This is a genomic window from Acidobacterium capsulatum ATCC 51196, assembly GCF_000022565.1.
Lineage (GTDB): Bacteria > Acidobacteriota > Terriglobia > Terriglobales > Acidobacteriaceae > Acidobacterium > Acidobacterium capsulatum.
On the sequence record NC_012483.1, the window covers coordinates 2,550,292 to 2,572,584 of the forward strand.

The 22,293-nt window shown below is 61.7% G+C and carries 24 protein-coding genes; 11 read left to right on the forward strand and 13 right to left on the reverse strand.

Going from position 1 to position 22,293, the window contains the following annotated elements:
- Positions 1-61 precede the first annotated feature (61 nt).
- The 3 genes from hemB to ruvX are packed head-to-tail and all read right to left on the reverse strand — an operon-like array spanning position 62 to position 2,123.
- Positions 62-1,051: a porphobilinogen synthase gene (hemB, locus tag ACP_RS10425; RefSeq protein ID WP_015897285.1), complete on the reverse strand. Its 990-nt coding sequence runs from the start codon at positions 1,049-1,051 to the stop codon at positions 62-64.
- 45 nt (positions 1,052-1,096) lie between these two features.
- Positions 1,097-1,600, reverse strand: a complete 504-nt coding sequence (locus ACP_RS10430) for a zinc ribbon domain-containing protein (RefSeq protein WP_015897286.1) — start codon at positions 1,598-1,600, stop codon at positions 1,097-1,099.
- Positions 1,601-1,640: 40 nt separating this feature from the next.
- Positions 1,641-2,123: a Holliday junction resolvase RuvX gene (gene ruvX, locus ACP_RS10435; protein ID WP_083770581.1), complete on the reverse strand. Its 483-nt coding sequence runs from the start codon at positions 2,121-2,123 to the stop codon at positions 1,641-1,643.
- Between the two features lie 99 nt (positions 2,124-2,222).
- Here ruvX and mltG point away from each other — a divergent pair, with 99 nt between their 5' ends.
- The 5 genes from mltG (at position 2,223) to dnaN (ending at position 8,215) form a co-directional block, all read left to right on the forward strand.
- Entirely contained in the window at positions 2,223-3,257 is a 1,035-nt protein-coding gene (gene mltG, locus ACP_RS10440; RefSeq protein ID WP_015897288.1) for an endolytic transglycosylase MltG, read from the forward strand.
- Between the two features lie 90 nt (positions 3,258-3,347).
- Complete coding sequence (locus ACP_RS10445; protein WP_015897289.1) at positions 3,348-4,241, forward strand: LolA-like protein; 894 nt, start codon at positions 3,348-3,350, stop codon at positions 4,239-4,241.
- A gap of 108 nt (positions 4,242-4,349) precedes the next feature.
- Positions 4,350-5,480: an FUSC family protein gene (locus tag ACP_RS10450; RefSeq protein ID WP_015897290.1), complete on the forward strand. Its 1,131-nt coding sequence runs from the start codon at positions 4,350-4,352 to the stop codon at positions 5,478-5,480.
- 70 nt (positions 5,481-5,550) lie between these two features.
- Positions 5,551-6,393 (forward strand): DUF4097 family beta strand repeat-containing protein, encoded by an 843-nt coding sequence (locus tag ACP_RS10455; RefSeq protein WP_015897291.1) that lies wholly within the window; start codon positions 5,551-5,553, stop codon positions 6,391-6,393.
- 661 nt (positions 6,394-7,054) lie between these two features.
- Complete coding sequence (gene dnaN / locus ACP_RS10460; RefSeq protein ID WP_148215123.1) at positions 7,055-8,215, forward strand: DNA polymerase III subunit beta; 1,161 nt, start codon at positions 7,055-7,057, stop codon at positions 8,213-8,215.
- Positions 8,216-8,308: 93 nt separating this feature from the next.
- Here the strand turns inward: dnaN and ACP_RS10465 are convergent, their stop codons facing one another.
- The 5 genes from ACP_RS10465 to ACP_RS10485 all read right to left on the reverse strand — a co-directional run bounded on the left by ACP_RS10465 (position 8,309) and on the right by ACP_RS10485 (position 13,616).
- The gene (locus ACP_RS10465; protein WP_015897294.1) at positions 8,309-8,854 is read right to left on the reverse strand and encodes a response regulator transcription factor; all 546 of its coding nucleotides are present in this window, start codon (positions 8,852-8,854) and stop codon (positions 8,309-8,311) included.
- Positions 8,847-10,214 (reverse strand): ATP-binding protein, encoded by a 1,368-nt coding sequence (locus ACP_RS10470; RefSeq protein WP_169305963.1) that lies wholly within the window; start codon positions 10,212-10,214, stop codon positions 8,847-8,849. The genes ACP_RS10465 and ACP_RS10470 overlap by 8 nt, the downstream gene beginning before the upstream one ends.
- Positions 10,215-10,352: 138 nt before the next feature.
- Entirely contained in the window at positions 10,353-11,543 is a 1,191-nt protein-coding gene (locus ACP_RS10475) for a carbohydrate porin (RefSeq protein ID WP_015897297.1), read from the reverse strand.
- Positions 11,544-11,713: 170 nt separating this feature from the next.
- Positions 11,714-12,634: a YeiH family protein gene (locus tag ACP_RS10480; RefSeq protein WP_041839492.1), complete on the reverse strand. Its 921-nt coding sequence runs from the start codon at positions 12,632-12,634 to the stop codon at positions 11,714-11,716.
- 94 nt (positions 12,635-12,728) lie between these two features.
- Positions 12,729-13,616, reverse strand: coding sequence for a LysR family transcriptional regulator (locus ACP_RS10485; protein ID WP_015897299.1), 888 nt, complete (start codon positions 13,614-13,616; stop codon positions 12,729-12,731).
- A gap of 143 nt (positions 13,617-13,759) precedes the next feature.
- Here ACP_RS10485 and ACP_RS10490 point away from each other — a divergent pair, with 143 nt between their 5' ends.
- From ACP_RS10490 to rocF, 3 genes are all read left to right on the forward strand, one after another.
- Positions 13,760-14,578, forward strand: a complete 819-nt coding sequence (locus ACP_RS10490; protein ID WP_041839493.1) for a sugar phosphate isomerase/epimerase family protein — start codon at positions 13,760-13,762, stop codon at positions 14,576-14,578.
- A gap of 12 nt (positions 14,579-14,590) precedes the next feature.
- The gene (gene asnS / locus ACP_RS10495) at positions 14,591-15,949 is read left to right on the forward strand and encodes an asparagine--tRNA ligase (RefSeq protein WP_015897301.1); all 1,359 of its coding nucleotides are present in this window, start codon (positions 14,591-14,593) and stop codon (positions 15,947-15,949) included.
- Positions 15,950-16,167: 218 nt separating this feature from the next.
- Positions 16,168-17,172 carry an arginase gene (gene rocF, locus ACP_RS10500; protein WP_148215125.1) on the forward strand — a complete coding sequence of 335 codons (1,005 nt, stop codon included), beginning with the start codon at positions 16,168-16,170 and terminating at the stop codon, positions 17,170-17,172.
- 58 nt (positions 17,173-17,230) lie between these two features.
- On the opposite strand, the gene ACP_RS10505 is transcribed toward rocF, so the two are convergent.
- The 3 genes from ACP_RS10505 to ACP_RS17760 are packed head-to-tail and all read right to left on the reverse strand — an operon-like array spanning position 17,231 to position 18,195.
- Complete coding sequence (locus ACP_RS10505; RefSeq protein ID WP_015897303.1) at positions 17,231-17,575, reverse strand: hypothetical protein; 345 nt, start codon at positions 17,573-17,575, stop codon at positions 17,231-17,233.
- A 54-nt stretch (positions 17,576-17,629) separates the two neighbouring features.
- Positions 17,630-17,908 carry a HigA family addiction module antitoxin gene (locus tag ACP_RS10510; RefSeq protein WP_015897304.1) on the reverse strand — a complete coding sequence of 93 codons (279 nt, stop codon included), beginning with the start codon at positions 17,906-17,908 and terminating at the stop codon, positions 17,630-17,632.
- 8 nt (positions 17,909-17,916) lie between these two features.
- Positions 17,917-18,195 (reverse strand): type II toxin-antitoxin system RelE/ParE family toxin, encoded by a 279-nt coding sequence (locus ACP_RS17760; RefSeq protein WP_015897305.1) that lies wholly within the window; start codon positions 18,193-18,195, stop codon positions 17,917-17,919.
- 68 nt (positions 18,196-18,263) lie between these two features.
- On the opposite strand from ACP_RS17760, the gene ACP_RS10515 reads away from it, so the two are divergent.
- The gene (locus ACP_RS10515) at positions 18,264-19,466 is read left to right on the forward strand and encodes a D-alanine--D-alanine ligase family protein (RefSeq protein ID WP_015897306.1); all 1,203 of its coding nucleotides are present in this window, start codon (positions 18,264-18,266) and stop codon (positions 19,464-19,466) included.
- 101 nt (positions 19,467-19,567) lie between these two features.
- Positions 19,568-20,044, forward strand: coding sequence for a hypothetical protein (locus ACP_RS10520; RefSeq protein WP_015897307.1), 477 nt, complete (start codon positions 19,568-19,570; stop codon positions 20,042-20,044).
- Between the two features lie 6 nt (positions 20,045-20,050).
- On the opposite strand, the gene ACP_RS18110 is transcribed toward ACP_RS10520, so the two are convergent.
- Positions 20,051-20,278 (reverse strand): hypothetical protein, encoded by a 228-nt coding sequence (locus ACP_RS18110; protein ID WP_015897308.1) that lies wholly within the window; start codon positions 20,276-20,278, stop codon positions 20,051-20,053.
- A gap of 143 nt (positions 20,279-20,421) precedes the next feature.
- Between ACP_RS18110 and ACP_RS10530 the strand changes: the two genes are divergently transcribed.
- Positions 20,422-21,492 (forward strand): pepsin/retropepsin-like aspartic protease family protein, encoded by a 1,071-nt coding sequence (locus ACP_RS10530; RefSeq protein WP_041839495.1) that lies wholly within the window; start codon positions 20,422-20,424, stop codon positions 21,490-21,492.
- Here ACP_RS10530 and ACP_RS17405 read toward each other — a convergent pair.
- A complete protein-coding gene (locus tag ACP_RS17405; RefSeq protein WP_015897310.1) occupies positions 21,484-22,158 on the reverse strand; it encodes a TetR/AcrR family transcriptional regulator in 675 nt (224 codons plus the stop codon). The two genes, ACP_RS10530 and ACP_RS17405, sit on opposite strands and share 9 nt — an antisense overlap.
- Positions 22,159-22,293: the final 135 nt, after the last annotated feature.

The window sequence follows — 22,293 nt, forward strand, 5'->3', positions numbered from 1 at the left end:
CCCTGCTGGTCGCGACGACTTGGCGGCGGAGGCTTCGAGCGACACCATTTCCTAAACTGCTTTAGCCGAGCACCTTCGCTGCTTCCTGGGCGAAGTAGGTCACGATAAAGTCGGCGCCGGCGCGGCGAATCGAGAGCAGCGACTCCATCATGGCGCGCTCGGGATCAAGCCACCCTTTCGCGAAGGCGGCCTGCATCATCGAGTATTCGCCCGAGACCTGATAGGCACCCATCGGCACATCGAAGCGCTCGCGCGCCGCGCGAATCACGTCGAGATAAGGCATGGCGGGCTTCATGAGAATCATGTCCGCGCCCTCGTCGAGATCAAGCTCAATCTCGCGCATGGCTTCGCGCAGGTTTGCGCCATCCATCTGGTAGCTGCGGCGGTCGCCAAACTGCGGGGCAGAGTCGGCGGCCTCGCGGAACGGCCCGTAGAAGGCCGAGGCGAACTTCGACGCGTAGGAGAGGATCGGCGTCTGCTCGCAGCCCTCTTCGTCGAGCACGTCGCGCATCTCCATCACACGGCCATCCATCATGTCGCTGGGGGCGACGACATCGGCCCCGGCGCGAGCGAGCGAGACGGCGGTGCGGGCCAGCAGATCGAGGCTGGGGTCGTTGTCGATTTCATATTCATCGCCCTGCTGGCGCACCACGCCGCAGTGGCCGTGCGAGGTGTATTCGCAGAGGCAGACGTCGGCGATGAGCACGAGCTGTTTTGAGGCGCTGCTCTGCTTGAGCGCGCGCAGCCCCTGCTGCACGATGCCGTGGTCGTCCCAGGCGCCGGTGGCCTGTTCGTCTTTCGTTTCGGGAAGGCCAAAGAGCAGCAACCCTCCCACGCCGAGCGCGGCGGCGGCTTCGGCCTCTTTGACGGCCTCATCGACCGAGAGATTGAAGACGCCGGGCATCGAGCTGACCTCGCGGCGCATGCCCTCGCCAGGGCAGAGAAACAGCGGCAGAATCAGCGCGCCGGGTTCCAGATGCGTTTCGCGCACGAGGGCGCGCAGCGGTTCGGTGCGGCGCATCCGCCGCATGCGGGTGATGGGGTAGCTCATGACTCTATTTTAGGGTTTGGGCGGCGCGAGCGCTTGTAATGGCGGTCACATGGGCCGCTTCATGCCGTCCCATTCCTGCGCGGAGAGGCTGGGCGCGATGGCCCAGAGCGTATAAATGGCCAGAACCGTACCCGCGATGGGCTTCAGAATCGTCAGCACGGCCGCCACAATAGCGAGCACTCTTGCCCACGGAGCGCGCTGCAGCAGTCCGATGCCCACCGCCGCGCTCAGAATGGCACGCAGAAACAGCGCCACGATCACCACCTGCATCACCCAATGCCAGTGCCCATACATGCCAAAGGGCCACACCTGCATGTCGTGCATGTGGCCGAACCAGCCATGCGACATGCCCTCAAGAAAGGGCATGGCAATCAGCGCGCCGAGCACCGACCAGAAGGCATAGGCGACCCATAGCCACCCCAGCGTCTGCACGTGGCGATGCACGCGGTTATAGATGAAGGGAACCGGCGCAACTCCAGCCGGCCGACCACAACGCGGGCAAACTGCCGCCCCCGGAACCAGGGCCTGACCACATGCGGAGCAATACATAAGATCGTCCTCCCTGCTGGGACCTACGCAACCGGAATGCTTATGGTTCCCCTGTGCGGAGTTGCGGCTCCGCCTGCCGGGCGCGGCGGGCCGCCAGAAATCCATCCAAAATGAGCACGGCGGCGACCTGATCGACCACCTCGCGATGCTCCGATCCGGGGCGGCCGGCGGCGTGCAGATGCCGGTGGGCTTCGGTGGTCGTGAGGCGCTCGTCCCACAGGTGAACGGGCAAACCGAACTCCTCCCGCACCCAGGCGGCAAAGGCCTGCGCTTTGAGCGCCTGCGGGCTGATATCCCCCGACATATAGAGTGGGTTGCCCACCACGACCTCGGTGCAGCCGAAGCGGCGCAGCAGGCGGCCAAGGGACTTCATGTCCTGCTTGCGATTGGTGCGGACCAGGGTCAGCACGGGCTGTGCCGTAAGGCCCAGCTCGTCACTGACGGCGACGCCGACACGGCGGTCGCCGACGTCGAGGGCCATGATGCGGGCCGTAGAGTCCTCGATCTGTGATTGCGCGGCCATACGGTCAGTCTAGAGGTTATGCCAACCTCGTTTGCACTTTTCGCACCTTACACTCCAGGATGAGAGTCTAACCATATAACGATCCAGCGAGTTATTCTCTTGCGCAAACTCTTTCAGCTCTTTCTTTTGGTTGTTCTCGCCGCCGGCGGCTACGGAGCGTACGTGGTCCTGACGCCCGTGGGGCCGTCTTCGCCGGTGCTGGTGACCATTGCGCCGGGCACGCCGACGCTTGGCATCGGGCGGCAACTGGAGCAGAAGGGGCTGATTCGGAGCCGCTGGGCGCTCGAAGCCATGCACCTGGCTCGCGGGGGCGCGCTCAAGGCCGGGGTATACCGCTTTGACCATCCGGCTCCCCTGACCGAGGTCTACCGCCGGCTGCGCCTCGGCGACGTTTACACCGTCAGCGTGACCATTCCGGAAGGCTCCAACATCTTTGATATTGCCCGCAAGCTGGCAGAGAAAAAGCTCGCCACCGAGCAGGGCTTTTTGACCGTGGCCGAGCACGACACCCAACTGGTGAGCGATCTTGACCCGCAGGCGCCGAGCCTGGAGGGCTACCTGTTCCCTGATACTTACAAGTTCTCGCCCGGCGTCTCGCCGGAGCAGATCGCCGCGGCCATGGTCGCGCAGTTCCGGGCCGAGGCGGCCAAGCTGGGGCTCGACAAAGTTGCTTCGCTGCCGGCTTCCGCCGACCAGACGACGCCCAGCCTGCACGAGATTGTCACCCTCGCCTCGCTGGTGGAGCGCGAGACGCCCATCCCCTCGGAGCGGCCGCTGGTGGCCAGCGTCTTTTATAACCGGCTGGCGCAGCAGATGCCGCTCATGACGGACCCTTCAGTGATTTATGCGGCGCTGCTCAAAAATCACTACCGGGGCGCGATTTATGAGTCTGACCTGAAATCGGACTCGCCCTATAACACCTACACGCATGCCGGATTGCCTCCGGGGCCGGTCTGCAATCCGGGAGTGGCTTCGCTGCGCGCGGCCATGCATCCGGCCCAGACCAACTATCTCTACTTTGTTGCGGCCAGCGCCGATCCGAGCGGGCATTCCCGTTTTTCGGCCACGCTGGCGCAGCATGACAAGAATGTGCAGGCCTACCGGCGCGCGGTCCGGCAGGCACAAAGGCGCTAGACGCTCAGAGCAGAACTTTCACCTCTCCGCATACGTAACTCTGAGAGTTCTGCCTGACTCCGCAACCGCGACGGATATACTGGAAAATTGTTGACTCAATGGAAAACACGAGGACTCGCTCTGGCGCTCAGCCTGGGACTGCCCGCGCTGTCGGGCTGTTTTGTGCATGTAAGGCGCGTGCCCAAGGCAGAGATGCCCAAAACGGTGCTCTCAGCCACGCCCGATCAGCTCACCAGCCTGATCAATGAGCGTTATGAAAAGATACATTCGCTCACCGCGCAGGTGACCTTCCAGGTGACCGAGGGCGGCGAACTGAAGGGCAAAGAGAAGACCATTACACCCTTCAGCGGCTACATCGTCATGCAGCGGCCGGGCGACGTGCGCGTCATCGGCTACCTGCCCGTGGTCCACCTGCCGGCGTTTGACATGGCGAGCAACGGCGAGAACTTCACCATGGTGATTCCGCCGAAAAGCCAGGCGTATACGGGGACGAACAAGGTCACGCATCCGTCGAAGAATCCCATTGAGAACATGCGGCCGGACATCTTCTTCAACTCGCTGCTGGTCGAGACCATCACGGCCGATGACCTGCGCGTGCTGACGTCAGAGACCAAGACGATTGTGCCGGCCAAGCCTAAGCATCTGCTGATTGTGCCGCTCTATGACCTCACGATCCTGCGCCGCCAGTCGCCCAACAGCAACGTGCTGGTGCCCAGCCGGATGATCCAGTTTGACCGCACAACACTGCAGCCGACGGAAGAGGACATCTACGACGCACAGGGCAGCATTGAGACGCAGGCCGTCTTTGGCCCGCTGGTGAATCATGATGGCATCGAGTTTCCATCCACCATCACCATCCGGCGGCCGCTGCAGGAGTACCAGATTCTGGTGACCTTCCAGAATATTCGCTTCAACCTGCCCCTGAACGAGCAGGAGTTTCACCTGAAGATCCCCCAGGGCATGAAGGTCAAGGACCTGCATTGAGGCTTGCGCTGAGAATGCGGCTTCCGGACCACTCCAGCAAGCCGCACCTCTTTTTTGAGCAGACTGTGACAAAAGCGCTCGCGATGTCATCCTAGTGGGCAGAACCTTATGTCCTCAACGCCTGCTCCGGCTGTGGCCGGGCGCTACAAATATCTGACTGACAGCTACGTCTTTCGTTGGCAGAACCAGACGCTGCGCGCGGACCTGATTCTGACGCTGCCGATTGCGCTTTGCCTGGGCATCGGCATTGCCATCGGGCATCCGGCCGTGGGCATGATTGCCGCCGGCGGGGCCATGAACACGGGTTTTGGCAAGAAGCAGTGCATTGATGACTCAAACCTGCTGCCGATGATCTTTGTCACCTTCGGCATGGCTTTTGCTGGATTTCTGGGCGTGATGCTCGGCTATCACAGCGTGCTGATGGTTGTGATGGCGGCGCTGTGGGGTTTCGGATATGGGATGCTCACCTCGCGCCCCGGCGGGTATGCGTGGGTGGGCCAGCAATGCGTCATCACGCTGCTGGTGGCCTCGGCCTTTCCGGCCTCGCCGCTCGATGCGCTGGCTCGCGGCGCACTGCTTTTTGCGGGCGGAGCGCTGCAGCTTGTTCTCTCGTCACTGCTGCTGCATCTCTCGGGCGAGCTGGGCCGCCGCGTGCTTGAGCTGAAGCGCTACCTGCTGGCTGAGGAGGCCGCGCTGCGGCAGGCGGTGGTGGAAACGACGGATTCGCTCTGGCAGCGGCGCTCGCTCAACTCCGCTATTCCCTACGCGCTGCGGCTGGCCTTCACGCTGGGGCTCACGACGGAGATCTACCGCCGGCTCAACTATCCCAGCGGCTACTGGATTCCGATCACGGCGCTGGTGGTGCTCAAGCCTGGAATGACCGACACGGTGAACCGCGTCATCGCGCGCATGTTCGGCACCGTGGCCGGAGCCATTCTGATCAGCTTTCTGCTGGTGCATCTGCACCCTGGCGTCATCACGCTCGCCGCCATGACGATCCTGTTTGCGTGGTTCGGCTACGGGCTGCTCAATGTGAACTATGCCCTCTTCACCTTTACCGTGACCGGCTATATCGTCTTTTTGCTCTCGCTCAATGAGCTGCCGGGGCCTGAGGTGGCGCAGCATCGCGCCATCTGCACGCTCATCGGGGCGGGCATCGCGCTGTGCGTGCGGCTGATCGTGATCTCGGTCTATCAGAGAGGCTGGCAAAAGGCGATCCAATCGCTCTCGCCATCCTGAAGATATCCGCAAGGGAACCAATTACGCCGCGCTGCCGTATGCATCGGTATTGTTCCCCTGGAGGTTTCTGATGCGCCGTTTCGTCTTTGCCCCGACACTCCTGATACTCCCGCTGTTGCTGGCGGCCACCCTGCCTGCCCGCGCGCAGTCCCCCCAGTTCGTCAAACAGTCGTGGACCACATCCTCCTGCGAGGGCCACTACGGCGGCACGCGCAACTATTCCCTCTTTGGCTCCCGTCATCAGTTCTGCGAGCTGCGCCGCATCACCCTGCCGGCCAGTGGCGAGGTGAAGGTGCGCGATGAGAACGGCGGCATTGAGGTCATCGGGCAGCAGCGCAACACGATTGAGCTGGAAGCGCGCGTGATTGTGCAGGACAGCAGCCACGCAAAGGCCGAGGCGACTGCGCAGAAAGTCACCATTCATACCGATGGAGAGATTCATGCGACGGGGCCTTCTTCTGGCATATGGGGCGGGCCCAGTTGGTATGTGAACTACCGGCTCTACGTGCCCGAGAACATCGCCGCCCAACTGCACACCGAAAATGGCGGCATCAACCTGCGGCAGTTGAATGGAAAGATCGACGCAGCCACGACCAACGGAGGCCTTAGCCTGGTCAACCTGAACGGCGAGGTGCATGCCAAAACGACGAATGGCGGGCTCTCGGTGACGCTGGGAGGCGACGGATGGACCGGCCAGGGACTCTGGGCGCAAACGACCAATGGCGGCGTGAATGTCACCCTTGGCAGCCATTATTCGGCGCACCTCGATGTGCAGAACGTCAATGGCGGAATCTCAGTGGATCTGCCGAACATCACCAAAATCGCGCGTCACCACTATGCGGGCGACCTCGGTCACGGGGGCGCGACGCTGAGCTTCAGGAGCACGAACGGCGGCGTCTCGGTGAGCCGCTAAATATTTTTTCGCACCGGGGCAAGCATTTGCCTCCTCCCCAGACCCCGGCAGAAGCCGTATTTCTGTCGGGGTTTTCCTGCGCCTAAATTGGACCTGTGGAAGTTTCGGACAAGCCGTCCGCTGTGGAAGCCGCGTCTTTGCGGCGTGGCTGATCTGCGCGCATGCGGACCGTTTTCCCACTTGGCGGCCATGGTTTCCACATGGTTTCAAAACGCTGAAGTGCAAAAGCAGGAGAACCATGGGCAGGTGTGAAGGGTTTTCGACCGGCTTTCCTTGTTTTGCTCTCTGACTGTCCCCGGTTTTCTAAAACGAGGCCCATGTTCTGGTGCGCTCCTGCTGCGGTTTGGCTTGAGATTTCCACTTTTCCGAATCGAACGGTTACTACGGCTGGGAAGAAAGACTCTTTCTTCGTAGTACCCGTAGTCGCGCCTCACACCCTACGCCGGCGATGTGCGCCGGGCCAGCTTTTTGGGCTCATTCCGGCCTGAGCGATCCGCCACTGGCTTTCACACAACGGCCGGGATTTCCACGGCGACGGTCCAAAGGAGAGTCCCTACAATGAAGCCACGCAGTAAAAACGCGTAATTTGTGCAGCCATTCCCTTCTGTGCTGCACCGTTTGTGGTGTAGATTTGAGCCAAACCGTAGTGGGAGAAACCAGCATGCCGGTTGGAGTCGAGCAGGAAAAAGCCGCAGGAACCATGGAGATCAGCGTCAGCCGCCAGGATCTTCTCCGCGAGCTCACCGCTTCGCAGAGCGTGGTCGAGCGCAAGACCACCATTCCCATCCTGTCGAACTTTCTTATCGAGGCTGACGAGGACCGGCTCGCGATCACGGCGACCGATCTGGACCAGAGCATGCGCACCTCCTGCGCGGCGAAGGTCAAGAAGCCGGGCTCCTGCACGATCCCCGCGCGCAAGCTTTATGACTACGTGAAGCTGCTGCCCGAAGGCGACGTCAGCATCAAGCTGATGGATAACCACTGGGTGCAGATTCGCTCCGGCCGGTCAAACACCAAGATGGTCGGCATGGCACGCGCCAACTTTCCGCAGGTGCCGGAGTTTCCCTCCACCGGCGCAATTGCGATTCCTGTGGCATCGCTGCGGAACCTGATCGCAAAGACGATTTTCGCTATCTCGAACGAAGAGTCGCGCTACACGCTCAACGGCGCACTGCTGATTCTCAAGGCGGAGTCGATTGCCATGGTCGCGACCGACGGCCACCGCCTGGCGCACATTGAGAAGAGCGGCGAAAACTTTCCGTCGATGGGCGCGGAGAAGAAGACGCTGATTCCGCGCAAGGCGCTCTCTGAGCTGCAGTCGCTGCTGGGCAACACCGATGCCGAGTCAGTGGAGTTTGCTGATGATGACAGTACGCTGTTCTTCCGCATCGGTCACCGCGTGCTCACCAGCCGCAAGCTGACGGGGCAGTTCCCCAACTACGAGGCTGTGCTGCCGCGCGACAATAACAAGTTCGCCATTGTGCGCAGCGAAGACCTCTCGCGCTCCATTCAGCTCACGTCACAGTTTGCCGATGAGCGGTCGGGTGCGATCAAGATTCGCCTGGAGCAGAATGAGTTGAAGATTTCGGCTTCTTCGACGGACTCGGGCGAGAGCGAAGACGTGATCGAGACGCCATACAGCTTCGATCCGCTGGTGGTGGGCTTCAACTCGGCTTATCTGCTCGACTTCCTCAAGGCGATCGGCAACACGGGCGAGGTTCGGCTGGAGTTCAAGGACGCGCAATCGGCCGGCCAGATGCGCCCTGAAGACGGTCAGGAAGATTACAAGTACCGTTACATCATCATGCCGATGCGCATCTGACGCGGCGGCTTATTGACGGATCACAAGCAAAGGGATCACCGCTGAGCGGTGATCCCTTTTTGCTGCGCGACGTGTGATTTTAGTTGCGTGGACTTATCGTGGTGGCGGATATTTCGACAGCTTGCGCTGCAATGAGCGGCGGTGAATGCCGAGCACCCGCGCAGCTTGCGAAATGTTTCCTCCGCAGTCATGAATCACGCGCTGCATGTGCTCCCACTCCACGCGGGCGAGGCTGGGCGCTTCGGCGGGCGGCTCCGCCGGTTGTGCTTCAGGAGCCAGCAGCCGCTCGTAGGCGGCGACAATCTGGTCGGCGTCCGCAGGCTTGCTCAGGTAATCATCGGCGCCACGCTTCAGAGCCGTGATGGTGGTGGGAATGCTGCCATAGCCGGTCAGCATGATGATCTTCATCGTGGCGTCGAGCGCGCGCAGCTTCTCGATGAGTTCGAGGCCGCCCATGCCGGGCATGCGCAGGTCCAGCAGCACCAGATCTGGCGTCTGCTGCCGCGCGAGCGCCCATGCCTCTTCGGCGCTTGCCGCGGGCTGCGCGTTCCAGTGCCGCTGCCGCAGCGCACGCGCAAGCCGGTTGCGAAAGACTTCGTCATCGTCGACCACATAGACCAGCGGCATTTTCTCAGGCATCTCTACGCAGCTCCTGGGCTGGTCCGGGGCGGGTGGCCGTCAGTGGCTGCAGGCAGCGTATCGGCAAGGCCAGTGTGGCGGTGGTGCCCTGGCCAGGTGCGGAATCATAAGACAATGCGCCGCCGAGATGCTCGGCGAAAGTGCGCGCCAGAAATGTGCCGAGCCCCATGCCGAGGCCGGGCGGCTTGGTAGTGAAAAATGGTTCGGTCACGTGGCGCAGCACTTCCTCACTCATTCCGCTGCCGTGGTCGCGCACGGTCAGCACCACATTGTCATGCATGCATGCGGCCTGCACCTCGACGCTTTCGCCTCCGGCATCGAACGCATTGCTCACCAGTGCGCTGAGCGATTGCACGGTCGCCCGCACCGGCAGCGTAAGCCGCGTTTGATCCTCCTGTGCATGCAGGCGAATGCGCATGCGCTTTGCCTCGGGCACCTGCTCGAGCATCTGCCGCAGCAGCTCGCTCACGGAGATGGCCTGCGGCGCCTCGCCCATGGGCTCCGCACCCCGCGCGCTCATGCCTTGCAGAATGCGCTGGCAGCGTTCGACCTCGGAGCGAATCAGGCGAGCGTCTTCGCTGAGGTCATCGCACGCCTCATGATTAAGACCTTCCCTTTCAGCCAGCGTGGTGGCATAACGCTCCAGCTCGCGCGCCACAATTGCGATGGTGCCCAGAGGCGTGCCCAGCTCATGCGCCGCACCCGCGGCCAGAGTGCCCAGCGATGCCAGCCGCTCCTGCCGCGCGACTTTCTCCTGCAGCGCGAGCACTTCCAACTCGCGGTCGCGCAGAGCGTCAGAGACGCGGCCGGTGAAGAAGCTGATCAACGCCGCCGCCGCCACAAATGCGGCCCACATGCCCACCAGGTGCGGATACTCCGCCGGCATGATGTGCATGTCCATGAGCGGCACATTCAAAAAGAACAGCGAGCCAAAGCAAAGGGCAGAGAGCAGGCCAAGGGTCCACGTCCACTCCTTTTTGAGGACGACCACCGAGAGCGTGATCTGCACTAGAAAGAGCAGGCTGAAGGGATTCATAGGGCCGCCGGTAAGGCCCAGCACCGCCGTGAGGCAGAGGATGTCGAAGACGAAGATGCCGCCCAGCGTCTGCTGCGCCGCGCGCGGTGAAAGGTGATGTGCGCGCCGAAGCCACAGATTGGTGACCAACATCAGCAGATAGGGCACGAGCGCCCAGAGAATGATGCGCGCGGAGATATGAAAAACAGGCGCGGCCGCCAGCAATGCCGCGACTCCGCAAAGCACCATGCCATAGCGCAGCCGCACCACCCAGGGCAGCGCAAGCTTGGGCGCAGCGTCTCTTGCCGAATGCGGGTTCGGCGTCATGGAAACATCAGAAGGCATGATCTTCAGCGGCACAACATCAGCGGGACGACGCGGCATCGTCTGTAACCATGATATGCGCGCGATGCTTATCTGGCGCGGGCTGCGCAGCGCCTGCGGCGATTTGCCGCAACTGCCATTGCGCACACCTCAACCACTTCAAAACGTGTACATGATGCGCGTGAGCGCCAGAATCGTATTGGGCGCGGCCCCGCCGCTGGGGTGCTGCCAGAACTCCATGTCCGGCTGAATGGTCAGTCCGCGAAAGGCATGAATCTGGTAGTAGACTTCCACCTCGTTCTCATAGCCGTGGCGAAAATCGCTCTCATGCGTGAGCAGACTGTCGCTGAATGCCGCGCCGATTTCGTCATGCGGCCGCCTAGCCCATGGGCCGGTCCAAATCAGGCCCGCACCGATGTGGCTGCGCACATTGGCCACCGCGGGCGGAGCCGTGCCAAACTGCACAAACATGCCGACACCGCGATCCTGAGAGGCCTTTGGCTGCCAGAGCTTGCTGCTGGCGACCGCGTAGGCTCCGGCGGCGTGATGCTGCGTACCACCGGCGAAGCGCACAAAGCGTCCGGTGTCGCGCCAGCCGCCGAGTTGCAGCTTCCAGGGGCGGCCATGCCAGTGGCTCTGCCATGCCTCCTCGGTGAGGTAGAGCACGCCGCCCGGATCATAGGGCAGCTCGGTGCTGTGGTCGTTGTAGGCTCCGCCGGAGAAGCTCAACGCCTTTGACGCCGCCACCTGCACATCGCCGCCAAATGATCCCTTGGGAAAGGTGGGCAGAAGGAAGGTACTGACGGAGGCGTCCGAAGAAAAATCGAGCGAGACAAAGTTGCCGCCGTAGGGCACGGTGAAGAACTGATCGTCCACATACATCAGCCCCACTTGCATCAGCACCCTCTGCTTCCAGAGGCTCTGCTGATACCACGCGCGGTCGAGCGAGGTTTCAGAGTAGGCGTCCATGTTGTCGGGGTCCTGCAACGCAGGAAACTGATGCGTCAGGATGCTCGGTCCGCTATGGCTCTGCCCGTCGAGCATCACGGTGCCGCCCGGCAGATGCAGCAGCTTTGCGGTGTCAACGGTGGCGGTGAGGTCGATGAGATATTGCCCGTCAAACCCGAGCGGATTCGGCCGGCCGCCAGCTGCGACGGTTGACCCATCCAGTTGCACCCAGCCGCTGAGGTCCACGCCGTGCTTGTCGAGCGCATCGTGGGTGCTTTTGATCGGCTGCCATGCGGACTTTGGACGGGCCGCCGCGCTCTGCGCCGCCACGGGCAAGGCCGCGCAGGCCAAGGCGCAGAGAGCTGCGACAACGAGAATGAACCGGCCACCCGCGTGTGCCATACGCCCTCATTATGCCTGTGCCTGTTGAAGCTGTGCTGAATTCGCCGGCAGTGTGAAACGCCAAAAAAAGCGGCTGGGGAGGCCCACTCACCCAGCCACTCCAGCCGGAAGCACAACCGTCGCGGAGCCAAAACCGTGCGGTGTGCGAATCTGCTTCCGGCAAGCTCTGTTTACAGGTGAATCCACCCCTTGAGAATGCAGAACAACGACACCGAACCCACCACGGCCCAGAGCATCACGCCCTGCAGCATGGGCCGTGCGCCCACTTCCTTGATGGTGCCGCGGGTGATTCCCGTGCCGATCAGGAAGAGCGTGACTGCCAGGCCCAGTTCACCGAGATGATCGATTCTCGGATAGGCGAAGCCCAGTTGCGGCACATAGCTCTTCATCACAGCGGCCAGACAGAAGAGCAGAATGAACCACGGCAGCTTGATGCCTCCGCGTGTTTTTGTGACGGCGGCAGTCGCCACGGAGACGGGGACAATCCAGAGCGCGCGGGCGAGCTTGACCGTGGTGCCAATGGCCAGGGCGAGCGCGCCGTACTTCTCCGTCGCGCCCACGACCGAACTGGTGTCATGAATCGCGAGTGCTGCCCATAGCCCAAACTGCGTCTGGCTCAGATGCAGAAGAGCACCAACAGCAGGAAAGAGAAATAATGCAACCGAGTTGAGCACAAATACTGTGCCCATGGAGACGGCTACCTGCTCCTCACTGGCCGCAGCGACCGGAGCGAGCGCGGCAATCGCGCTGCCGCCGCAGATGGCCGTGCCGGCGGAGATCAGAAAGCCCTGCACCCGCTCCACGCCGAGCGCGCGCGCCAGCAAGGTGCCGAGCGCCATGGCAAAGGTGATGCCGATGGCTGTGTAGAGAAAGCCTGATTTACCCACGCGCACCACCTCGGCCAGGTTCATGCCAAAGCCCAGACAGACGACAGAAGCCTGCAGCAGAAACTTTGAGAGACGCTTCGCCTCGACGTGATAGGCATGCACCACGAACAGGCCATACGCCAGGCCGGCGGCCAGAGCGAGCGGCGGAGAAAGCAGCCCGCTCGCGGCCAGTATGATTCCGATGTAGAAAAGATTTTTGCTCATCCCAGCTTCAGGCTGAGGCACGGGCCGGGTCTGTGTCCAAGCACATCTTTTGACCGCCGATAAGCTGAGGTTATCGGAGAATTATGCCGGTGCTCTAGCTCAGCAGCATCTGCTCAAAGGCTCCGGCCGGGCCCTCGGGCATGGGGCCTGCGCGGCGAATGAGCGAAATGGGCCGCACGATGTCGAGCCCTTCCACCGGGAGCGCCCGGATGGTGCCGAGTCGCAGCTCCTTGGGCACGGCGCACAGAGAGACAATGCCCGCGCCCAGCCCGGCCTCAATGCCGGCGATGATGGCGCCGGTGGTGTCCAGCTCCATCTCGATGTTGAGCCGGCTCATGCGCATGCCGGCACGCCGCAGCGCGCTTTCCACCACACGGCGCGAGCCTGATCCGCGCTCCCGCATCAGCAGGGGAATCTCGGGCAGACGCTCGAGCGGCAGGCTCTTGAGTTGTGCCCATGGGTGGCTGCCGGAAATCATGAGCGCCATGCGGTCGTCGAGAATCTTGCGCCGGTAGACTTCCGCATTCGACACCGGCCCCTCGATCACGCCCATCATGATGCTGCCCTTCAGCAGCGTTTCGACGGCCCACTCAGTGTTGCCGCTGATGACCGAGATTTTTACCCGGGGGTGGAATTGCCGGAAGCGCGCCAGCAGTTGCGGCAGAATGAACTGCGCCACCGTGGTGGAGGAGCCGAGCTTGAGCGCGCCCGCGACCTCGCCCTGCATGCCGGCCAGTTCGCTCTCTGTCTCCGCCGCCAGCGCTGCGACGCGGCGGGCATAGCGCAGCAGACGCATGCCGGCAGGGGTGAGTTGCACGCGATTGCCGCTGCGATCAAAGAGCGTCGTTTCCAGCTCGCTCTCAAGCGCATGCACCTGTTGGCTCACCGCCGGCTGGGTGATGTTCAGCACTTCTGAGGCCTTGCGAAAGCTGGCCTGTTCGGCCACCATGCGAAAGACTTTCAGCCGGAAGTTTTCAAGCATGGGCTCTCCTCTGGCTCATGGAGCCGACGGGGTTATGCATCTCATCTTCTCAAATGCCGGTTTTGGTACCGCGAGGGTCACTCTACTCGGAACGGGCGTCCAATGAGAAGATAGAAGTAGAAGCCCGAATTGAGACTTCCTCCATGTTGAAGGTTTTATCGACGCACGTTTTTCTGCGGCAGCGCCTGCACCCCGGCCTGCTTGATCTGGTCACGCGCGCCGGCGCGCAGGGCGTGGAGCTGTTTGCCGCCCGCCAGCACTTTGATTACACCAACCGTCAGGAGATTCGCGATCTGGCGGAATGGTTTCGCTCCAATCCGCTGGAGCCGTTCTCCATGCATGCGCCGCTTTATTCCGATCGGGAAATGGGCCGCGGTGGTGGTCCTTCGGTGAACCTGCTGCATCCGGAAAAATCACGCCGCATTGATGCCATGGATGAGGTCAAGCGGGCGCTGGAGACGGCCGAGCAGATTCCGCTGCGCGTGATGGTGGTGCACCTGGGTGACCGCGAAGATACCTGGAGCCCGCGCGCTCTCGAGTACTCGCTGACGGCGTTGGAGCATCTGCGTGCTTTTGCCAATCCGCTGGGTGTGAAACTGGCGGTGGAGAATCTGCAGAACGAGGTCACGCGCCCTGAGCATATTCGCGAGATCCTGCACACGGGGCACTTCAAAGACATTGGCGTCTGTCTCGATACCGGCCACGCACATCTGGGCGACGGCGTCTCTGAGACCATCGCGCAGCTTCGCGAGTTCATTCGCACCGCTCATCTGCACGACAACCACGGCAACAAGGACGAGCACCTCTGGCCGGGCGAGGGCGAGATTGCCTGGGACGAAACCATGCAGGAGCTGAAGTCCGCGCCGCAGACGCCGGCCGGGGTGCTGGAGATTCACTACGCGCTGGAGGAGCCGAACGAGGTCATCGTCGAGAAGGCTCAGCGCGCCTTTGAGAAGTTCTAAAAGAAGACGGATATGACTGAAGAAACAAACGTAACCAACACTGCGACAGAAGCGCCGCTCACCACCATTGCGCGCATCGGCGAGCATGAAGGCAAGACCATCACGCTGCGCGGATGGCTCTATAACCTGCGCGAGAGCGGCAAGCTGCTCTTCCCCATCTTTCGCGACGGCAGCGGAACCATTCAGGGCATTGTGCCCAAGGCCGCGGTCGCGCCCGAGGTCTTTGAGCGCATCAAGGGGCTCACGCAGGAGTCTTCTGTCATCGTCACCGGCAAGGTTCGCGCCGACCATCGCGCCCCCGGCGGCTATGAGCTGGACGTGGAGAACGTCGAGGTGGTGCAGCGCGTGCCCGAAGATACTCCCTTCCCCATCTCGCTCAAGGAGCATGGCACCGACTTCCTGATGGAGCATCGGCACCTCTGGATTCGCACGCCGCGCCAGTCGGCCATTCTGCGCATTCGCGCCGAAATCATCAAGGCGGCGCGCGACTTTCTTGACGACAACGGCTTCATCCTGACAGATCCGCCGATTCTCACGCCCGCGGCCTGCGAGGGCACCAGCACGCTCTTCCCGGTGGAGTACTTTGGCGACGAAGCCTACCTGACGCAGAGCGGCCAGCTCTACATTGAGAGCACGGCGCTCGCGCTCGGCAAGGTCTATTCGTTTGGGCCGACGTTCCGCGCGGAGAAGTCAAAGACGCGCCGCCACCTTACTGAGTTCTGGATGGTCGAGCCAGAGTGGGCTTATGCCGGCCTCGATGACCTGATGGGTCTGGCCGAGCAGTTCATCAGCTTCATCGTCGGGCGCGTGCTCACGCGCCGCGCCGCTGACCTGAAGGTGCTGGGCCGCGATGTCGCGAAGCTTCAGAGCATTCAGGCGCCGTTCCCGCGTTTGAGCTACGATGAGGCCGCGCAGATGCTCAATGACGCGCATGCCAAGGGCCTGCTGGAGCATCCTTTTGAGTACGGCAATGACTTTGGCTCGCCGGATGAGACCTACATCTCCTCGCAGTTTGACCGCCCGGTGATGGTGCATCGCTACCCTGCTGCCGTCAAAGCCTTCTACATGGAGCCGGACCCGGAGAACTCGAAATATGCGCTCTGCGTTGACGTGCTGGCGCCGGAGGGCTACGGCGAGATCATCGGCGGCTCGCAGCGCATCTCTTCGTATGAGCTGCTCAAGCAGCGCATTGAAGATCATCAGCTCCCGCTGGAAGCCTTTCAGTGGTATCTCGATCTGCGTCGCTATGGGTCGGTGCCGCACTCCGGCTTCGGCATGGGCATTGAGCGCGCCGTCGCCTGGATCTGTGGCCTGGAGCACGTGCGCGAGACGATCCCGTTTGCGCGCACGCTGAACCGGATTTATCCATAGCGCGACACTGCCGATTTATTGCTATGCAGGTGTACTGAATTCATCGAAATTCAGTACACTGGGTCGTTTCCTATGATCGTTCGAACGCAATCCGTGGCCATTGGGTGCGGCTTCAGCCGCGCCCTGGCATTTGGTTAGCGGGCCGGGCTGCCTGAGCCGGGGCGGGGCTTGAGCCTCGTCCGCAACTCTTTGCCTGAGACCAAAAGAGAGCGATTATCATGTCGAAAGAAACAGAGAAAATGGCCGCGGAAAAAGCCGCGGTCGCCGGACTCACCTCCGGCCCTATCTACAGCGGAACGCAGGCCCTGCCCCCGCGCAAAATCAAGCTCATCGGTGTGCCCCTCGATATGGGCGCCTCGCGCCGCGGCGTGGACATGGGTCCCTCTGCCGTGCGTGTGGCCGGCCTGGAAGCGCGCCTGGAGGCGCTGGGCCATCAGGTGACCGATGGCGGCAACATCAGCGTAGCCATCGCCGAAACCAAGCACTCCGGCGAGCAGAATGCCCGCTACCTGCAAGAGATCACCGAGACCTGCACCAAGGCGGCCGGCATGGTCACCAAGGCACTGGAACAGGGCATGACGCCGCTGGTGATTGGCGGCGATCACTCCGTCGCGGCGGGCAGCGTCTCTGGCGTGGCCGAGTACTACCGCCATCAGAACCAGCGCATCGGCCTTCTCTGGATTGACGCCCACGGCGACATGAATACGCCGGAGACCTCGCCCAGCGGCAACGTGCATGGCATGCCGCTCGCGGCGCTGCTTGGCCTGGGGCCGGAATCGCTGGCGAACATCTGCGGATGGAGCCCCAAGGTGCTGCCCGAAAACACTGTGCTCATTGGCGTGCGCGACATCGACGCTACCGAAAAAGAGAACATCAAGCGCGCCGGCGTCACCGAGGTCTACACCATGCGCGACATTGACGAGCGCGGCATGCGCACCGTGATGGAAGAAGCCCTGCGCGCGGCCGGACGTGGCACGGCCGGCTACCATGTCTCGCTCGACATGGACTGGATTGACCCGGAAGACGCCCCCGGCGTTGGGACGCCCGTCCGTGGCGGCGCAACGTATCGCGAGGCACACCTGGCTATGGAGATCATCGCCGACCACGGCCGCATGGTCAGCTTTGAGCTGGTCGAGGTGAATCCGGTGATCGACGAGCACAACCGCACCGCTGATTTAGCGGTGGAGCTGATCTGCTCGGCGTTTGGGAAGAAGATTTTGTAAAAGGATCATTGGGCGTTTCTGCTTTTTCGCAATCGCTGCGAGCAAGCAGGAACGCCGCTTATCTCCACATAAACCGCTCTACAAAGGCATACTCAATCAATGCCCACATCGCGGGTGCGCCCAGTGCAATCTGCATGACCGTCGCGGCCACCCCAAGCTTCCAGCCTTTCGCGAAGAGTTTCTTTGTTTTCTCAGAAAAGATCTGCATGACAAATAGAGCCACGAGGACAAGGCATAGTGCTTGCCATATGTACTCCGTCCCGTATGGCCGTTGATAGGCGAAGCCAAGCAGCGCGGGAATGGCCAGCACTCCTGCCACGGCTTCTACGATGTCGATCCGGCTGACCAATCTCGGTTTCTTTCTGTAGAGGAAAAAGCGTCCGGAAGCGCTTGCCAGCAGCAATCCCGAGAAGACCCAAAGATAGATGCGCCAAATCAGCGTACTGGAGTTGGAGAACTACGCAGCATCATGCAGCGGCGTGATCTTCTTTCTCCTGGCTTTGCCAGCGCGCGCAAGGTCGTACTGCACCTGCAAGTTCATCCATAGCTCGGGCGTGGTATTGAATGCTTCAGCCAAGCGGATCGCCATGTCCGCGGAGATGCCGGCCCTGCCGTTCAATACACGCGAGAGAGCCACACGCGAAACTCCCAGATGAGTCGAGGTCGCAGTCACCGGGCGTCCATTCAAGTATTCGGCTAAAATTTCGCCGGGGTGAGGCGGGTTATACATTCGCATGGCAGATCCTAATGATAATCCTGATAGTCAACCAGTATCGCGTCCGGTCCATCGAAGCGAAACGTCAAGCGCCAGTTCCCATTTACCTTCACTGACCAGTGTCCTTCCCGATTTCCTTTGAGGGGGTGCAAGTCCCAGCCGGGGGCGCACATATCCTCGGGTCGTGTTGCCGCATGCAAGGCGGCAAGCTGAAGTCGCAGCTTGTTTGCATGTGCCGGTTGTATGCCCGCCTTTGATCCCGTCAGGAAAAATCTTTCCACGCCGGGGTGCCTGAAAGACCGAATCATCGAGATCACTGTATCGTTTAGCGATACACGCGTCAACCGCAATTTCCGGCATATACTGAGGCTTCGTCATGAAAAAACTCCGTATCGGCATCCTCTTCGGCGGGCGCAGCGGCGAGCATGAAGTCTCGCTGCTCTCGGCGGCCTCGATTCTCAAAGCCATTGACCGCAAAAAGTATGAGGTGGTGCCTATCGGCATCACCAAGCAGGGCCGCTGGGTGACGGCGGATGCGGCCGAGTTGCTGCTCGCCAACGGCAGCGCCAAAGCAGAGCCGCGACCCTTGCGCGCCGGCGACCCGGACACCACACCCGGCGCTGCCGTGCTGGCGAAGGGCGAGGCTGTCATCGTTCCGCCGGTACCGCAGCAAGCCAGCCAGGGCGCGCTGGTGCCTTTTGAGACCCAAGCCAGCACGCTTACCGCCGATTCTGCGCGGCAGGCGCTCCAGCTCGATATCATCTTCCCCGTGCTGCACGGCACCTTTGGAGAAGACGGCACCATCCAGGGGCTGCTGGAACTGGCCGGCATCGCCTACGTCGGCTCGGGCGTGCTGGGCTCGGCCACCGGCATGGACAAGGACATCATGAAGCGGCTCTTCGCCTCTGCGAAGCTGCCCATCACAAAGCACGTCACCTTTCTGCGTCCCGAGTGGGAGAAAAATCCGCGCAAGATCACCACGCAGATTGAGGCGGCGCTCAAGTATCCCGTCTTTGTGAAGCCGGCGAATCTGGGCTCCTCGGTCGGCATCTCGAAGGCGCGCGACCGCAAAGAGCTGAAAGCCGCGATCGAACTCGCCGCCGGCTTCGACCGCAAAATCGTCGTGGAGCAAGGGGTGGGCGGCAAACGCGGCAAGGCCCGCGAGCTCGAAGTCGCCGTGCTCGGCAACAATGCGCCGGAAGCGTCGGTAGTGGGCGAAATCGTCCCCGGCAAGGAGTTCTATGATTACGAGGCCAAATATCTCAGCGAAGGCTCGGTGCCTATCATTCCGGCCAAGCTGACTAAAGCGCAGTCGAAGCAGATTCGCGAGATGGCCGTGGCGGCCTTCCGCGCCTGCGACTGCGCCGGGCTGGCCCGGGTCGATTTCCTGATGGAGCCGGGCACCTCGGGCCGCATCTATCTGAATGAAATCAATACGCTGCCCGGCTTTACCTCCATCAGCATGTACCCTAAGCTCTGGGAGGCCAGCGGGTTGCCGTACTCCAAGCTCATTGACCGGCTGATTGAGCTCGCGCGTGAGCGCCGCGCCGAGCAGGATCGCAACCGCTACAGCCTTTAACAGCTTTTGAAGAAACCCTTCCGCCCCCGGCGGTGTCAGATACAACAGAGGGAGCCTCGCGCTCCCCCTTCTACGCACCCAACAGGAGCGCAAAGAAAAATATGACCCTGCTCGATGCTCCGCCATTCAATGCGCGCCGCGCCCTCTGGATCAAACGCATCTCCATTGCTGCCGTGGTGCTCTTCTTTGCCGGCTTTACCGGAACCATTCTCTACGTGCTCGATTTTCCCTGGCAGCTCTGGAACTGGCCCTCGGATCATCGCGTGAACCTGTTTCTGGATGATGTCGAGGCCGGCAATCTGCAAAAGGCCTACGGCCAGTGGAACAACGACTTTCAGTGGCAGCAGCACCCTGACCGCTACAAGCTCTACAACTTTGCGGCCTTCCAGCGCGACTGGGGTGCGCACAGCGACTATGGCGTCATCAAGAGCCACCGCATCATTGTGGCCAAGCATGTCGGCAATGGAGTGGTGATGGGCGTCGATATCAATGGCGGCTCCACGCCTATCTTTTTGCGCGTGGATAACAAGACCCATCAGATTGGCTTCTCGCCGATCGAGTTATACATAGGCCAATAGCGCGGGTTATTCCTGCTCCCAGAGGGAGCAGAGCCCCAGCAGGGCGCATCCCAATGCGCCCCATGCGGCTGCATGGGGCAGCAGGATTCCCGCTGCCGCTAACGCAAGCCCCAGCCGCGCATACAGCCTGACCAGCGGGTCTTCGCTGCGCAGAGGATGGCTCCATTGCAGGAGCCTGCGGCGGAATGAGGCGGCCTGAGAGAAGTGGCGCGGAGGCTGTGTGATGGATGGCATCGCGGCTTCCTCCTTACACTCTCAGCATCGCGCCAGGGTGTCGCGGCTTGCAGTGCCGTCTGTCAGCAATCGGCCGTGACAGTTGTCATGCCGCGCAAACACCGAGGGAATTCTCTTGCCAATGCTCCCGTGACAGGCACAAAATGCATTCCACCGTGGCTTCTGCGCCGCGCGCCAGCCACGCGGAGGTGAGAGATGTGCTTCAGCCCATCCGGTCTTCGTTGCTTTTCCTCGTTCTGTGTACTCTGATTTCCCCGGTCTTTGCGGCCTCTCTGCGCGACCGCATCGGCCCACATCCCACGCCGCCGTTTACCGATGAAAGCGCCGGCTTCTCGGTGCCTTTCCAGTACTTTGAGCACCACCTGTATGTCACCGTTTCGGTTAACGGGCAGGCGGGGCTCAGCTTTCTGGTGGATACCGGCACCAGCGCCAATATTCTCGATCTGACGGTCTCGCGCCAGCTCGGCATTCCGGTTGAAAAAATTACGCGCGCCCGCGACCTGGGCCTGGGTGGAGGCAAAGTCTCTATCGCCGGAGCGCAGCATGTGGATGTGCGCCTCGATCATCACCTGATCGCCGACACGCTCGCGATTGTGGACCTGCATGCGCTTGCCAGCGACATGCGGCATCCGATCGATGGAATTCTCGGCTATCCGCTGCTTCGCCGCTTTGTGACGGGCATCAATTTTGAAACCAGCCAGATTACCTTATGGCCGGCGAAAAGTTTTCGTTATCACGGCGGCGGCGAGATCATGGCCCTCAGCCGCAAGGGTAACGTCCCCACCATTCCCATTACGGTGGCGACGGTGACGCAGCTCACGAGAAATGCGCGCGTCGAGGTCGATACCGGCAGCGACGCCACACTGCTGCTCTATCCGCAGTATGCGCACCGCGCGCATCTCGACAATTCATTTCTGAAGATGAAGTCCGGGCAGGCTTATGGGCTGGGCGGACTCTTCCCGGTACGGCCGGGCGTGCTCGGCTCCATGACCATGGGCAACATCATGGTGGTGCGATTCATTGCGTTTCTGATGCAGACCAAGCCGCTGGTGACAAGGCGCGATGTCTGCGGCGTGATCGGGACGTCAGTGCTGGGCAGCTACCGGCGAGTGATCTTTGATGTGCCGCGCAACCGCATTATCTTTGAGCTGCCGCCGGCGATTCCGCCCCTGCGTCAGGCATCGAATGCGCCGCCGCCGGGGCCGTCACTCTGACGCAGCTTCCAGCGCGGGCTCCGCGGAGCTGCTGCGCCAGTCCAGCGCCGCGTTCAGCAGCAGATGGACCATCTGTTGCAGCGTCTCCTCGGGCAGCAGTTCCGGGCTGAACTGGTGATTGAGCGCCAGGCCTTCGAGCACGGACTCGACCAGCAGCATACGCTGCTGCTGCTCGCGCGTGACCGGACCGTTCAGGCTCGGCAGACGGCCCTCCACGCACTCCAGCTCCACCTTGCATTGCTTGCGCAGGTGCTCCAGCAGCAGCTTGCGGCGCAGTTCAGGATGCCGTGCGGCAAACTGCTTGAATTCCAGTTGCACCAGAATCTGCCCGGCGTCTGGAATGCGTTTGGCTATCCACTGCTCAAAGTGCTCAAGCTGCTTTTCAGGGGGAACCGCTTCTGCCTGCAGGCGCAGCATCTCGGCTTCGTACTCCGCCAACGCCTGGTTGCGCAGGGCGAAGATTGCCGCTTCCTTGTTGGCAAAGTTCGCGTAGAACGCGCCCCGGCTGCGCCCGGCCTCGGCAGCAATGTCTTCAATGCGGGCGGCTTCAAATCCATCCCGTGCAAATACCTTGCGGGCCGCTTCCAGCAGCGCCTTGCGAGTTGCCTCGCTGCGCATCGCCTGCCGCGAACCGGCAGGAGCAAATTGTTCGAGCACTGTGGACATACAACGGGCATCCCCCGCCCGTACTTCCATCATATACATACACGCATGTATATATTTCTGACGGCGGCATGACTTTTATTTCATCAAACCAGCTCCGCTGAAGGCCCACATCGGCAAATTGTGGGCCTTTCCGCG

What these genes read in the sequence shown, in the direction of transcription:
- ACP_RS10475 (WP_015897297.1), bottom strand. Translation starts at nt 11,543, where the DNA reads ATGGCACACGCGGGTGGCCGGTTCATTCTCGTTGTCGCAGCTCTCTGC.
- ACP_RS10455 (WP_015897291.1), top strand. Translation starts at nt 5,551, where the DNA reads ATGCGCCGTTTCGTCTTTGCCCCGACACTCCTGATACTCCCGCTGTTG.
- ACP_RS10465 (WP_015897294.1), bottom strand. Translation starts at nt 8,854, where the DNA reads ATGCCTGAGAAAATGCCGCTGGTCTATGTGGTCGACGATGACGAAGTC.
- ACP_RS10520 (WP_015897307.1), top strand. Translation starts at nt 19,568, where the DNA reads ATGACCCTGCTCGATGCTCCGCCATTCAATGCGCGCCGCGCCCTCTGG.
- ACP_RS17405 (WP_015897310.1), bottom strand. Translation starts at nt 22,158, where the DNA reads ATGTCCACAGTGCTCGAACAATTTGCTCCTGCCGGTTCGCGGCAGGCG.
- ACP_RS10450 (WP_015897290.1), top strand. Translation starts at nt 4,350, where the DNA reads ATGTCCTCAACGCCTGCTCCGGCTGTGGCCGGGCGCTACAAATATCTG.
- hemB (WP_015897285.1), bottom strand. Translation starts at nt 1,051, where the DNA reads ATGAGCTACCCCATCACCCGCATGCGGCGGATGCGCCGCACCGAACCG.
- ACP_RS10515 (WP_015897306.1), top strand. Translation starts at nt 18,264, where the DNA reads ATGAAAAAACTCCGTATCGGCATCCTCTTCGGCGGGCGCAGCGGCGAG.
- ACP_RS10430 (WP_015897286.1), bottom strand. Translation starts at nt 1,600, where the DNA reads ATGTATTGCTCCGCATGTGGTCAGGCCCTGGTTCCGGGGGCGGCAGTT.
- ACP_RS10490 (WP_041839493.1), top strand. Translation starts at nt 13,760, where the DNA reads ATGTTGAAGGTTTTATCGACGCACGTTTTTCTGCGGCAGCGCCTGCAC.
- ACP_RS10485 (WP_015897299.1), bottom strand. Translation starts at nt 13,616, where the DNA reads ATGCTTGAAAACTTCCGGCTGAAAGTCTTTCGCATGGTGGCCGAACAG.
- rocF (WP_148215125.1), top strand. Translation starts at nt 16,168, where the DNA reads ATGTCGAAAGAAACAGAGAAAATGGCCGCGGAAAAAGCCGCGGTCGCC.
- ACP_RS17760 (WP_015897305.1), bottom strand. Translation starts at nt 18,195, where the DNA reads ATGATTCGGTCTTTCAGGCACCCCGGCGTGGAAAGATTTTTCCTGACG.
- ACP_RS10470 (WP_169305963.1), bottom strand. Translation starts at nt 10,214, where the DNA reads ATGCCTTCTGATGTTTCCATGACGCCGAACCCGCATTCGGCAAGAGAC.
- ACP_RS10530 (WP_041839495.1), top strand. Translation starts at nt 20,422, where the DNA reads ATGCATTCCACCGTGGCTTCTGCGCCGCGCGCCAGCCACGCGGAGGTG.
- ACP_RS10480 (WP_041839492.1), bottom strand. Translation starts at nt 12,634, where the DNA reads ATGAGCAAAAATCTTTTCTACATCGGAATCATACTGGCCGCGAGCGGG.
- dnaN (WP_148215123.1), top strand. Translation starts at nt 7,055, where the DNA reads ATGCCGGTTGGAGTCGAGCAGGAAAAAGCCGCAGGAACCATGGAGATC.
- ACP_RS18110 (WP_015897308.1), bottom strand. Translation starts at nt 20,278, where the DNA reads ATGCCATCCATCACACAGCCTCCGCGCCACTTCTCTCAGGCCGCCTCA.
- ruvX (WP_083770581.1), bottom strand. Translation starts at nt 2,123, where the DNA reads ATGGCCGCGCAATCACAGATCGAGGACTCTACGGCCCGCATCATGGCC.
- asnS (WP_015897301.1), top strand. Translation starts at nt 14,591, where the DNA reads ATGACTGAAGAAACAAACGTAACCAACACTGCGACAGAAGCGCCGCTC.
- ACP_RS10510 (WP_015897304.1), bottom strand. Translation starts at nt 17,908, where the DNA reads ATGCGAATGTATAACCCGCCTCACCCCGGCGAAATTTTAGCCGAATAC.